General features: G+C 37.0%; 8 protein-coding genes. 5 read left to right on the top strand and 3 right to left on the bottom strand.

Translation table 11 applies throughout. From position 1 onward, the window contains the following. Positions 1–39 precede the first annotated feature (39 nt). A complete protein-coding gene (locus HW347_RS09470) occupies positions 40–2547 on the bottom strand; it encodes a cation-translocating P-type ATPase (protein WP_214611657.1) in 2508 nt (835 codons plus the stop codon). Between the two features lie 198 nt (positions 2548–2745). On the opposite strand from HW347_RS09470, the gene HW347_RS09465 reads away from it, so the two are divergent. The 5 genes from HW347_RS09465 to HW347_RS09445 all read left to right on the top strand — a co-directional run bounded on the left by HW347_RS09465 (position 2746) and on the right by HW347_RS09445 (position 7346). After that, positions 2746–3846, top strand: coding sequence for an efflux RND transporter periplasmic adaptor subunit (locus HW347_RS09465; protein WP_225901887.1), 1101 nt, complete (start codon positions 2746–2748; stop codon positions 3844–3846). Further along, complete coding sequence (locus HW347_RS09460; protein ID WP_214611656.1) at positions 3843–5105, top strand: ABC transporter permease; 1263 nt, start codon at positions 3843–3845, stop codon at positions 5103–5105. The genes HW347_RS09465 and HW347_RS09460 overlap by 4 nt, the downstream gene beginning before the upstream one ends. 11 nt (positions 5106–5116) lie before the next feature. Further along, complete coding sequence (locus HW347_RS09455) at positions 5117–5791, top strand: ABC transporter ATP-binding protein (protein WP_214611655.1); 675 nt, start codon at positions 5117–5119, stop codon at positions 5789–5791. Between the two features lie 116 nt (positions 5792–5907). Further along, positions 5908–6306 carry a SpoIIAA family protein gene (locus HW347_RS09450; RefSeq protein ID WP_214611654.1) on the top strand — a complete coding sequence of 133 codons (399 nt, stop codon included), beginning with the start codon at positions 5908–5910 and terminating at the stop codon, positions 6304–6306. Positions 6307–6359: 53 nt separating this feature from the next. Beyond that, positions 6360–7346, top strand: coding sequence for a L,D-transpeptidase (locus tag HW347_RS09445; RefSeq protein ID WP_225901886.1), 987 nt, complete (start codon positions 6360–6362; stop codon positions 7344–7346). 3 nt (positions 7347–7349) lie between these two features. Here HW347_RS09445 and HW347_RS09440 read toward each other — a convergent pair whose 3' ends face one another. Both HW347_RS09440 and HW347_RS09435 read right to left on the bottom strand, forming a co-directional pair. Beyond that, on the bottom strand, positions 7350–8789 hold the full coding sequence (locus HW347_RS09440) for a sulfatase (RefSeq protein WP_214611653.1): 1440 nt from the start codon (positions 8787–8789) through the stop codon (positions 7350–7352). A 160-nt stretch (positions 8790–8949) separates the two neighbouring features. Then, a complete protein-coding gene (locus HW347_RS09435; protein WP_214611652.1) occupies positions 8950–13068 on the bottom strand; it encodes an ATP-binding protein in 4119 nt (1372 codons plus the stop codon). Positions 13069–13321: the final 253 nt, after the last annotated feature.

Genomic DNA, 13321 nt, shown 5'->3' with positions numbered 1-13321 from the left:
GTAGCTATCTAACTAGTATTTGAACCCTAAACATACACCTTAGTTTTTCTTGGCCTTTGTTCTTTTACCCCATTTAACGGCTTCATACCAAAGCACGGAAATACTTCCTGCAAAAAGGCTCACAAGCAATTGGGATGCACTTAAAGTATTAAACTCAAAGAAGTCGGTCAATGGCGGAACAAAGAGTAGGAGAGCGGCCAAAGCCATTGTAATACCTATGATAAGACCTACTAAATTATTTTTATACTTCAAGGTTGTAAATAGAGAGAAGTAAAAAGAACGGTTCACCAAGGTTAAAAAGATATTGGCAACGATTAGTACCATAAAAACCATAGTACGGGTTGTTGCTTCGCCAAAACCTTGTCCTACGGCATATTGGTAAACAGATAGCGAAGCCAAAGTAATAACCAGACCCTGCATGATACTTGTGGTTAATTCATTGAACTTAAAAAAAGTTGTAGTAAATGGTCTAGGTTTCTTGATCATGGTATTTTTCTCCATAGGCTCATTTTCATAAATTATTGAGCAGGTAGGTCCCATAATGAGTTCCAATAGAATTACATGTGATGGCGAAAATATAGACGGATAAATCCACCGTAACGCCAAGGGAATAAAAACCGTAAGTATAATAGGAATGTGAATAGAGATAATATACTGAATCGCTTTTTTTAGGTTGGTATAAATCTTTCTTCCCATGGCAATGGCATCTACCATTTTAGACAGGTCGTCATCTACCAAAATTAAGGAGGCGGCTTGCTTGGCAATTTCGGTACCCTTGTTTCCCATGGCAATACCAATGTGTGCCGCTTTAAGTGCTGGTCCGTCATTAACCCCATCGCCTGTCATGGCTACAACTTCATTATTCGCCTTTAACGCATTTATAATTCTGAGTTTGGCTTCTGGAAACATACGGCTGAAGACTTGCGTATCCATCACCTTTTTTTGAAATTCGGCATCGGTGAGCTGCATCAACTCATCACCGGACATACATTTATCGTATCCTATAAAATCAATTTCTTTGGCAATAGCTACGGCCGTGGCAGAATTATCTCCTGTAACCAGTTTTACATTTATTCCAGCGGTATCAAAATCTTTGAGTACTTGACTTATGTTTTTCTTTGGAGGATCATAAAACGCAACTAGACCTTTAAATTCAAAAGAAAAATCTTGTTGGAGTTTAGGAAAGTCCGTGCCTTCAAAAACAGCCTGACCAACACCTAATAGGCGAAAACCTTGCTTACCTAGTTCTTCTATGGTAGCGTAAACAGATTTTTTTTCTTCAGCAGTCAGGTTGGAGATTTGTATCAAAGCTTCTGGCGCACCCTTAGCCGCAATGATACGTTGCCCAGATTCGTTTTCGAGCAGGTGGGTCATCATAGGTGGTTTGCCTCCTAAAGGGTATTCGTGAATCATATGATACTCTGGTCTTTCGTCCACATTTGTCTGCTTTGCGTAGGCGTTATGCAGAGAAATTTCCATGGGATCAAAAGGTATGGGCTCACTGGCCCACATGGCAACGGTTATAAGCTCTTTTTCTTCATTTTTAAGTATAGCTTCGGTAGAAGTTATTTTTCCAGTTTTAATGGAAAATAGTCTGGCGAGGCTCATTTTGTTTTGGGTAAGCGTTCCGGTTTTATCCGTGCATATTACGGTGGCGCTACCCAAAGTTTCCACAGTTTTCATTTGTTTAACTACAACTCCCAACTTCATTAAACGCCAAGCCCCCAAAGCCATAAAGGTGGTGAATGCTACAGGAATTTCTTCGGGAAGAATACTCATGGCAAGCGTCAGCGCTTTTAGTAAACTGTCTAGTACATCATGGGAGTTAAAATAATTAATTCCCCATACCAGTAGGAAAGTAATACCTCCCCAAATGGCCATTTGTTTTACAAAATTTGCAATCTGCAGCTCTAAAGGTGTTTTTTCATCTTCAATATTATCTAGGCTATTACCAATTTTTCCAAGTTGCGTGTGGTTACCAATGGCCGTTACAGTAGCGATAGCCAAACCACTGGCTACGATGGTGCCGGTAAAAATAGTATTGTTCGTAGAGGAAGTCTCTTTAAATACCGAAAGCGATTCCCCGGTAAGCGTAGCTTCATCTACAGAAAAATCATTGGAGTGTACAATAGTTGCATCTGCGGGAATCATCGTGCCCTCTTCAACAATTAGACTATCGCCTATAACAAGTTCTTCACTTGGTATTTCTACGGTAACCCCGTTGCGTATAACCTTGCAATTGGGCTCGGTAAGGTTTTTTAGTTTTTCTAACGCCTTTCGGCTTCTAGAATCTTGATAGAGGGATATGGAACCGACCAATATTATGGCAGCAACCATAAAGATGCCATCTCCAAAATTCCCGGTGATAAAATATATGGAAGAAGCCACCAACAATATAAGAATCATCGGTTCTTTCAAGATACTTTTTAGGGCTTCTAGGAATCCGTTTTTCTCTTTGTAGGTAAATGAGTTGGCACCATGGGTCTTTCTGGATGTAACAACTTGCTCGTCCGTCAATCCCTTTATACCAAAATTTTCAACGGCCATGATCTTCCTTTTCTCAAAAATAGGAGAAATAATATATATAAAGGTTGATTTATATCATCTTGAAACGGAAAATGAAGATTAAAAATTTAGTGGTACTTCAACACATCTAATAATAAGTTGGACTATTTTTTTATACGAAATCATTAATAGCATGACTTATCTCATGTTCTTTGAATAGAATTTCCCTTTAATTTGAATATGAGCAATTTACATACTATGCGCTATTTAATTATTTTGATTTTTGTATTCGCATTACAGTCCTGTGGTGACGAACAAGAGAAGGTGTTTCCTCAGAAATCGGAGCTAACAGAATCTGTGTATGCGTCTGCTATAATTCAGCCAGACAGTCTGTATAAGGTATACGCTGCCGTAGGCGGGATTTTAGACCGCAATTTAGTGGAAGAGGGAGACTTGGTTAAAAAGGGAACACCATTGCTTCAAATTATCAATAATACCCCTAAGCTGAATACGGAAAATGCGAAACTTTCATTGAAGTTGGCACAGGAAAATTATAACGGGAGTGCTGCTGTTCTCACGGGTTTAGAAGATGAAATAAAAGCAGCGAAACTATCTTTTCATAATGATTCTATTAATTTCTATAGACAGAAACGCTTGTGGGAACAAGAGATAGGTTCAAAAGTAGATTTTGATAATAGGAAGCTGGCCTATGAACTTTCCCGTAATAATTTAAACTTGTTACAAAGTAAGTATGATCGTACCAAGAATGAGCTAAAGACACAAGTAAGCCAAGCGCGCAACAACTATGAATCTGCACAGATAAATACCAAAGACTTTACGGTAACCAGTAAAATTAATGGGAAGGTCTATGAGCTGCTAAAAGAAACCGGAGAAATTGTAAGCACTATGGAACCTATCGCTGCGGTTGGAAGCGACTCGGTTTTTATAATTAAGATGTTGGTAGATGAGGTAGATATTGTAAAACTGAGCCTAGGTCAAAAAACGTTGATTACACTAGATGCTTACCCATCCAAAGTTTTTATGGCAACGGTAGATAAAATCTATCCCCGCAAAGATGAACGCTCGCAAACTTTTACGGTAGAAGCCAGTTTTGATGACCCGCCAAAAATTCTATATCCTGGTTTGGCAGGAGAGGGCAACATTATCATTGCTAAAAGAAAAGATATACTGACCATTCCCAAAGACTATCTTATTGATGGGAATAGAGTAGAAACCTCTAATGGTACAGTAGAGGTAACTACAGGTTTACAGAATTTAGACCGCATAGAAATTATAACAGGTATTAGCGAAGAGACCGAGCTTTTAAAACCAGAACAATGATCAATTGGCCCGTTATATTGAACATTGCCAAAACCCACTTGGTAACAAAAATGAAGTCTTCGGCTACAGCAGCCCTGGGTGTTACTTTTGGTATTGGAGCGTATATTACGCTGATCAGTTTTATGACTGGCCTCAATGAAATGCTAGATGGCTTAGTTTTGAATCAGACGCCACATATTCACTTGTATAATGAAATTGAACCCAGTGAAACGCAACCGGTATCACTTTATGATGAATTTAAAAATTCTTTCAACATCGTACACTCGATTAAGCCTAGGCAAAGTCAGAAGAAAATCCATAATGCCTTGCCTATTTTAAAGTATCTAAAAAAAGATAAAGAAGTAAAAGGCGCAACACCCCAGCTCCGTGCACAAATCTTCTACTTATCCGGTTCTATTGATTTAAGCGGCAATTTGGTAGGTGTTGATATTATGGAGGAAACCCGACTTTCTAGTATGGACGATTATATCATTCAAGGAACTCCGGAGGCACTCAAAAACACAGAAAACGGAATTATATTAGGTTCTGGTCTTGCTGAAAAAATGTCTTTATCGGTTGGCGAAAGAGTTCAGATAAGTACGGTTGGGGGGGATATTTTTCCACTCAAGATTGTTGGAATTTATCAAAGTGGCGTAGCAGATGTAGACAACATTCAGAGTTACGCCAACCTCAAAACGGTACAACGTATTATGGGGGAAGCGCAGAATTACATTACGGATATTAATATTAGACTTTATGATATTACGTTGGCACCTACTTTGGCAAAACGCCTTCAAAAACAGTTTGCGATAAAGGCTACGGATATTAACGAAGCCAATGCACAGTTTGAAACCGGTTCTAACATCAGAGACCTTATTACCTATGCCGTTTCTATTACCTTATTGATTGTAGCCGGGTTTGGTATTTATAATATTCTAAATATGCTTATTTATGAAAAGATGAAGGATATTGCCATTTTAAAAGCAATAGGATTTTCTGGTTTGGATGTACAGCTCATCTTTATAAGCCAAGCTATGATGATTGGGTTGGTTGGTGGTGTTTTGGGTTTAATAGTAGGGTATGGATTAGCTCGTCTAATAGATAACGTAGCTTTTGAAACGTCTGCACTGCCTACGATTACCACCTATCCTATAAGTTATAATATTGGGTATTATGTAATAGGAATTGCTTTTGCGCTGCTCTCTACTTTTATTGCAGGTTGGTTCCCATCTGCAAAGGCTAGACGCATAGATCCTGTTCGTATAATTCGTGGAACTTAAAGAAGGAAAAAATGGAGTATGTTCTTGAAACAAAAAACATCAATAAGCATTTTTATAAGCCCAAAGACTTTCATGTGCTTAAAGATATTTCTTTTGGAGTGAAAGTAGGGGAGTTCGCTTCTATTATGGGCAAATCCGGTTCGGGAAAATCTACGTTACTCTATATTCTTTCTACCATGGATACGGAGTATACAGGAGAATTGTATCTGAATCATGAATTGGTTACGGGAAAACCGCACCAAGATTTTTCTAGGATTAGGAATAAACATATTGGCTTTGTGTTTCAGTTTCATTATTTGTTATCGGAATTCAGTGTTTTGGAAAATGTGATGCTTCCAGCAAAGAAACTGAATGAGAAATCGCACGCAGATATTGAACGAGATGCTATGCAAAAGCTAGAAATGCTAAAAATAGATTATCTCGCCAACCAACGGGCTTCTCGTATTTCGGGTGGTGAAAAGCAACGGGTGGCCATTGCCAGGGCTTTAATCAATAATCCTATAATTCTTATGGGTGATGAACCCACAGGAAACCTAGACAGCCACAATGCAGATAACGTTTTTAATATCTTTAAAAAACTGAAAGAAGAAGAAGGTCTTTCGTTATTGATCGTCACCCATGATGAGGATTTTGCCAAGCGTACCGATCGTATTATTCAGATGGAGGACGGTAGAATTATTCCTTAATTTTTCTTTTAGTTTCTGCTGACTAAGGTCATGGTATGGGTGAATTTTAGCCCTTACTTTTGATGTGTTTATAATAGTCCGTTTGGACTCATTTCCGTATATTTAAAATTAAGGCCATGATTGAAAAAATAAGAACGTACAAAGGAAATACACTTGCGTTAGAAGTTATTGACGAATTCACCGGAACAGATGAAAAACTGGCACAAAAGTTCTTTAAGGAGAAAGTAGAAGAAGGGTTTGGCTATGTAAATGTGCTGGTTAAACTAGACGAACTAAATGTAAGTAAAAGTAAAACAAAGGTGTTCATGGAAGACATCATCTGGATTCTAAGAAATTATAGACAAATAGGAAATATAGCTATTGTGGCACACTCTAAGATTTTGAAAGCACTGATTCCTATTGATAATGTTTTTTTTGAAAGGCTGCAGAAAGGATATCAAGAACGCTATTTTGATATTACACAACTAGAAGAGGCTTTCCAATTTGTAGCTCCTAATGAATATGAACCAATTTAGAATAACAGTAAAGTTGGGTGTTAGATTGCCCAGTTACATATAGTCAGACTAACATGCTACATATCTTAAAGTCCCCAGAAAAGCTGAATTTCTTTCAACAACAAAAAGCGTTATTAGGTGCTTTTTTTATGCTGATGTTGATTTTAAGCATGGGTTCGTGTAAAGACCAAGCCAAGTTGGTATCTGAAAAAGAACCTGTTCAGGAAGAAGTAGCGCCTGTACCCATTAAAAAAGTAAAAACATACGAGGACATTAACGTATCCCGAAACGTTAGGATAGCAGAGTATTTTGAGTATATAGACTCCTTAGTGCTGCGCTATGATTCTATTGTGCCCTATCCGTTATCTGAACATCTATTGGTGCGTAATAATCCGTGGATTATAGATACGCTGGCAAATACGGATTACTACCGTATGAAGGCCAGAGATTCATTTGTATATGATCAAAGACAAATGATAGCACTGCCAAAAGGAAGTGTATTACATCTTCCGGATTCTACAAAAGCCTGCCATATATTGGACGATTTAGCCCATACGGAGATTGATGTGAACATCCCTGAATTTAAGCTTCGTATTTATCAGGATTCTATTCTAAAAGATGAGTTTACGGTAAGGGTAGGACAGGATAAACAACGCTACCTGAAAATGGGAGATCGTATAACGGATTTGCGAACCAAAACGGGAGAGGGAACGATTGTTAGACATGCCAAGCATCCTGATTTTTATAATCCCGTAAATGGTAAGCCATATTATGTAACGCATCGTGACGATGGGAAACTTACGCAAATGCCTCAAATTCCATGGATGGAAACCGAAATTAATGGTATCAGAAACGGACAGATGATTCACCCTACAACCAATCCTAAAACTTTAGGAAAGGCCTATTCACATGGGTGCATAGGTACTCGTGAAGCAGATGCTTGGGTAATTTATTACTACGCTCCGTTGGGCACGAAAGTAAGAATACGGTATGACCTAGACACGCATTTTGAAGGTTCGGTAGTTTCTGTTTTAAAAGATATTTATGGGGTAGAGAAGTAGCTGCTACTGTTCTTTTAGATGAGTAGGGTCATACAACTTATTAGCTATAGTAGGAACGGGAGCTTTCGTTTGTGTTCGCCATATATTCAATTCTTCGTATAGCTGTTTGGTCTTAGCTGGGTTTTGTTTCGTTAAGTTATTTTTCTCACCTATATCAGTCTTTAGATTATAAAGTTCTAATTCTCCGTCTTCAAAATATTCATGTAGTTTCCATTCTCCCGAAATAATTACGGAACCTGGGCGAGTTCTAAAAAGAGGGTCTCTGCCTTGGTCTTTTAATTGGTCATACTTCTGAAGATAGATGGGGAAGTGAAAATAGAGGTTACGTTCAGCGAGTTCGCCTCCATATAAAATAGGTTCAAGATTTACACCATCAAGAAGTTTAGCTCTTCTTTGGGGTTTTACAATATTCTGAAGCGTGGGGTAGAAATCTAAATTGCTGACCGCTACTGTAGAGGTCGATTTTGGTTTTATTTTCCCTGGCCATTTTATAATTAGAGGAACGCGAATACCACCTTCGTAATAGGAACCTTTTCCTGCTCTTAACGGACTCTGTTCGGAGATAGCTCGTATACCTCCATTGTCCGAGGTGAAAATTACTACGGTGTTTTCTTCAAGATTATTTTGTTTTAAAGCATGTAACAACTTGCCCACATTTTGGTCCATGGCGTATACCATTGCAGCATAGTCAGGTCTATTTTGTCCATTCTGTCCGCTTTTTGCTTCAAATTTGGCTACTAATTCTTCTTTACCCATAATAGGCGTATGCACCGTGTAATAAGGCATGTAAAGAAAAAAAGTAGTGTCTTTGTTTTTCTCTATATAACTTATGGCTTCGTTCGTCAACCTATCCGTTAAGTATTCGCCATTTTCGCCATTGGTAATGTTGTCTATTTTATATGGGGAAAAGTAACCGCCTTTACCTGGGTTTCCTTTTGCACTTCCGCCTATATTAACATCAATCCCTTGTGTACTGGGGTCGTTACCTACATGCCATTTGCCAAAACTACCTGTAACATACCCAGCTGATTTAAGCATCTGAGGAAGGGTAAAAATGGAGTCATTGAGATGGTCGGTATTTTTAATCGGAATTAATTTTCGGGTTTTTGTGTTTCCTCTATCAGACGGACTCACCGTATAAACACCATGCCTAGGTGTATTTAAACCAGAGATAAGACAGGCTCTACTTGGCGCACAGTTTGCAGCACCCGCATAGGCATTATAAAATACCATGCCTTCTTCCGCCAAAGCATCTAAGTTTGGAGTTTCATAGTATTCACTCCCCATAAAACCAACATCCTTATAACCAAGGTCGTCTATGTTTATAAGAACGATATTTGGTTTTTTGTGCTCTGTTATGTCGATTTTAGCAGGTTTGCAAGAGTGTAATGCATATATACATACCAGTGTTGTGCACAAGGTTTTATTAATGGGAAGAGTCATATGGGCATCTAATTAGTTCAGCTGAATAGCGTTCCTTAAAGGGATAGCGTTCTGGGATAATAGAACTGTGAAAATATTTATATTCCACAGATTACAAAGGGCTATAATGAGTCGTTTAAGGGATACAAATGTTGAACTTGTATGATAAAGGGATAGTTATCTATTGCTCATTAGATATATTAACGGTTGTATTCGCTTCTTCATAAAACTGCTTGGCATACTCTGTAGGACTCATTTCATATTCTTTACGGAAGCACTTGCTAAAGTATTTTTGATTATTGAAACCGGTCATATAGGCTACTTCTGAAATATACATTTTGTTATTTTTTAATAACTGAGCAGCTCGTTTCAGACGAATTCGTTTTATAAAATTTACAGGAGTATCATTATTAATGGCTTGTACTTTACGGTATAAATTGGCCCTGCTCATACCAGCCTCAGAAGCTAAAAATTCAACATTAAGATGTTTGTCATCAATAGATTTTTCTATTATAGTTACCAGCTTGCGTATAAATTTTTCATCGTTAGAATCTACTTCTATTTCAGAGGGTTCTGGTGTTATAATTTTACTGTATTTACTTTTGAGGTCTTCACGAGTGTTGAACGTATTTTTCACCTTCCACTTTACAAATTCTAAGCTAAACGGTTTTTCTATATAATCATCGGCACCTAAGCTAAGACACTCAATTTTTGTTTCCTCAGAGTTTTTAGCGGTGAGCATAAAAATAGGGATGGTCTTCGTTTCCGGATTATCCTTTAATTTTTGGAGCATAGAAATACCATCTTCTATGGGCATAAGAATATCACAGATAATTAGGTCAGGCCGTTGTGCTAAGCAGGTAGTATAACCTTCTTTACCGTTGCATGCTTCAATTACATTAAAATCGGTTTTTAATTCATCTTTTACCATAGATCTTAGGTCCTCATTATCTTCCACAAGTAGTATTAATGGTTTGGACGTTTGGAGTGCTTTAGGTTTTGTCTCGAATTCTGATGAAATCTCTTCGATCACTTGGAATTCAGAGTTTTTAATAAAATTCTTGGTAAGAGGTGTACCTCGGTCAATGCGCTCTTTTTTTAGATACCGGTTTTTGTGAATCGGCAGATAAAAAGTGAATTCCGTGAATGTATTTTCCTCACTCTCTACTTGTATGGTACCATGATGCCTTTCAATGAGTTTTTGCACCAATTCCATCCCTATTCCAGTTCCGGGTATCTGATTACTGTATTTTTTAGTAGCTTGATAATAGCGGTCAAAAATTTGCTCAATATCTTCTTGCGGAATACCTATGCCATTATCCCTAACACTACATTTAATATAGGAACCCATTCTAAACTTTTTACTGAAATGACTTTTCTCCCTTCCAGAGGCCAGTCCTAATGAAACCGTAATGATTCCCTTTTTAGGAGTGTATTTGAATGCATTGGACAAGAGATTAAATAGAATTTTTTCTAGAATATCTACATCGTACCATCCCACAATCTTAGTTTCCTCTGTAACAAATTGGTAGTCTATATCATAGATCTTAGCAAAGTCATTAAAGGCATTTTTGATGATTTCAATATCGTTAACAATGTTGTTTTTAGAAATCTGTAGTTTAAGCTTCCCTTCGTCAAACTTTCGGATATCCATCAACTGATTAATAAGCCTGTGCATTCTTAAGGTATTATTGTAAATTCTTTGAGAGGTGATAGGGCTTAACGTAAACTTTTTCTCTTTCACCACTTTTTCAATAGTACCTAGAATTAGGGCTAATGGCGTACGTAACTCATGAGAAATATCAGTAAAGAACACCATTTTCATACGGTTCATTTCATTGTCTTTTTCTCTACTTACCGTTTCCGCTACTAATTTCTTTTTTAATCTATACCAGCGTTTAATAACTAGCCAAGTAGTATAAATGGAAGTTATTAGTAGAAGAAAGTATAGAATAAAAGCCATATTACTTTTCCAATAAGGAGGGCTGATTTGAAAATGAAAAGTGGCTGGATTATCGTTCCAAACCCCGTCACTATTAGAACTTTTTACTTTAAAGGTGTAGCTGCCCGGAGGTAGGTCATTGTAATTGGCATTTCTGTTAGATGCTTTTGTATAGTGCCAGAAATCATTTGTGCCTTCAAGTATATAAGCAAATTCATTTTTATTGGGCGCAGTAAATTCTAAGGTAGAGAACTCAAAAGCAATGTTATTTCTGTTATGTGCTAACTTAAGGCTGTCTGTAGTATTTAGATATTTTTTTGAATGATTCTCTTTATTGGCGGTATTTGATTTGTCAAAATCTCCAAAAATGGTGTAGTTGGTAATTATGGTATTGGGTACTGATGATTCCTTTTTATAGTTTTTAGCGTTTACGGAAAAGAAACCTCCGGGGCAACCAAAATAGATTTTTCCATCTTCACCAACTGCGCTTGAATTGAATGTAAAGTGACTCTCGGTAACACCATCTTCAATACTAAAATTGACAAATTTTTCTTTTTTGATATCAAATCTGGAAATACCATCTCGGGTACTTAGCCATAAATTTTCTGAAAAATCTCTTTCAATGCTAGCAACTGTTGTGGACACTAAGCCTTCATTTTTACCGTAGCTTTTAATAGTTTGGGCTGCTTGGTCGTAAAAATTGAGACCGCCGCCTCTGGTGCCTATCCATAGATTGCCTTTATCATCTTCACGCAGACATAAAATAGCATTTGAACTTAGACCATCTCTCAATGAAGGGTTGAATACTTTAATTTCTTCATTAATCAAGTTAACCTTAAAGAGACCGTCACCACGGGTGCCAATCCACATATTTTGATTACGGTCTAGATGCATTACCGAGACATTTTTTCCAAAAAGGGTAGAAATCACCTTGCTTTTAAAAGCATTTTTTTCCTGTTTAGGGGTTACTATACTTATTCCTCCGCCCCAAAGGCCAACCCATATTTCATCTTTACTCAGAGGAACCAAGTCACGTATGTTGTAATTGTATTTTTTGAGCGTATCAAATTGTACATTTTTAGTATGGTCGCTATAATTTTTAGAAAGCAAAAGGGTTTTTCCAGAGGCAAAAAGTATTTCTTTCTGAGAATAATATTCTTTTACAACGCTATAATCTTCATTGGCGGTTGTCAGTAACCTATTGGTATTTGTCTTTAAATCGTAACTGTATAAACCAACGTGATTATAGGTTACCAGTAATTCATTTTTATTTGTTTTTAACAGGGATTGGGTAAAGTGGTTGTTTAGATTGTTATTGATGGTAGTATATTCAAAAATTGAATTTCTATCAATATGTTTTTTGATGCCTTTATTCGTAGCCACCCATAGATTTTTATATCGATCTATAATTAAAGAGTTAATTCGGTTTTCATAAGGTGTACTATCGGTCTTTTGACCATCGGTTATTTTGGTAAAAACATATGAATTATTGGTTTTCTTCCCTTTGTATAAGCCAGATTGAGTACTGGCCCAAATTGTTCCTGAACCTAAATCTGCTGAGATAGAGGTAAAGTCCGTATTGGTTTGGTTCTTTTTATTGAAGACGTCTATAGTTTCCAATATCTTGAGTTGAAAATCGGTTTTACCATATTGAAGAAGAAACATACCCTCATCTGTAGCAGCTAATAAAGTGTTGTTTTCTAATGGAGTTAGAAAGGATACATTTTTAGAGAATCCCGTTTCTACCAACATATCATCTGTATTGAGCGCCAAGATGCCTTTGGGCGTAGCGAACCAATTTCGTCCAAAGAGGTCTTCGGAGAAGTCATTTATGGTTTTATCGTTGGTCCAAATCTTACTGTTCTGTTTGTAGTTCAGTTGGGTGTGAAATTCAATCTTACCTATATCCCCCTGCGGAACAACCTTAACAATACCTGTATTTTTTAGATTCACCCATATTGTACCATCTTTAGATTTGCCAAGAATGCCCGTTGTATTGTTCTTGTAAAACCCTTTAAAGCTATTGGTTTTTCTATGGTAGAGTATTAAGTAGCTCTCACTACCAAGCCATAAATTTCCGTAGCTGTCTTCTATAATAGAATTAATACTGTTGTTAGGTATAGATTTTTCATCAAAGACATCATATTGATTTTCAACCAAGGAATGACCATCATATCTATATAATCCACTATCGGTACCTAACCATAAATAGCCTAAATAATCTTCGTAGATAACGTTGGTTCTTTTATTAAAACGGCTATCATCTATATGTAAAGAATGAAAATAGGTATTGGTGTTTTGTGCGGCACAATTTACCCCTGAACAAAGTAGTATTAAAAAGAGGAGAACTTGTTTCATAAGAGCGGTTTGGTCAAAGTGGTCTTTTAAGTATGGTATAGTTCAAATAAACAATTTGGTTAAGTGAACTATGTTTATGTGTTATTTTTTTAAGCTCAGTTGAGATGTACGCTTGTAATTCTGTGGTAAAGGGTTAAAATATGTACTAAATATAGGGTATAAATGTTGCATGAGCCGCCTCTAGAGCCCGTAAAACGGTCATCTGCAACATATGTATACCAATATGAGATAAATGCGCTCAAACTCTAGAATA

It is taken from the genome of Zobellia barbeyronii, from assembly GCF_018603515.1.
Classification (GTDB): Bacteria; Bacteroidota; Bacteroidia; order Flavobacteriales; family Flavobacteriaceae; genus Zobellia; species Zobellia barbeyronii.
The sequence above is the reverse complement of the archived record's forward strand: the minus strand, read 5'-3'. Positions and strand labels throughout refer to the sequence as shown.

Bases quoted from the DNA above. Each gene is read 5' to 3' on its own strand.
- HW347_RS09450 (WP_214611654.1), top strand. From the start codon at position 5,908: ATGATTGAAAAAATAAGAACGTACAAAGGAAATACACTTGCGTTAGAA.
- HW347_RS09470 (WP_214611657.1), bottom strand. From the start codon at position 2,547: ATGGCCGTTGAAAATTTTGGTATAAAGGGATTGACGGACGAGCAAGTT.
- HW347_RS09440 (WP_214611653.1), bottom strand. From the start codon at position 8,789: ATGACTCTTCCCATTAATAAAACCTTGTGCACAACACTGGTATGTATA.
- HW347_RS09465 (WP_225901887.1), top strand. From the start codon at position 2,746: ATGAGCAATTTACATACTATGCGCTATTTAATTATTTTGATTTTTGTA.
- HW347_RS09445 (WP_225901886.1), top strand. From the start codon at position 6,360: ATGCTACATATCTTAAAGTCCCCAGAAAAGCTGAATTTCTTTCAACAA.
- HW347_RS09455 (WP_214611655.1), top strand. From the start codon at position 5,117: ATGGAGTATGTTCTTGAAACAAAAAACATCAATAAGCATTTTTATAAG.
- HW347_RS09460 (WP_214611656.1), top strand. From the start codon at position 3,843: ATGATCAATTGGCCCGTTATATTGAACATTGCCAAAACCCACTTGGTA.
- HW347_RS09435 (WP_214611652.1), bottom strand. From the start codon at position 13,068: ATGAAACAAGTTCTCCTCTTTTTAATACTACTTTGTTCAGGGGTAAAT.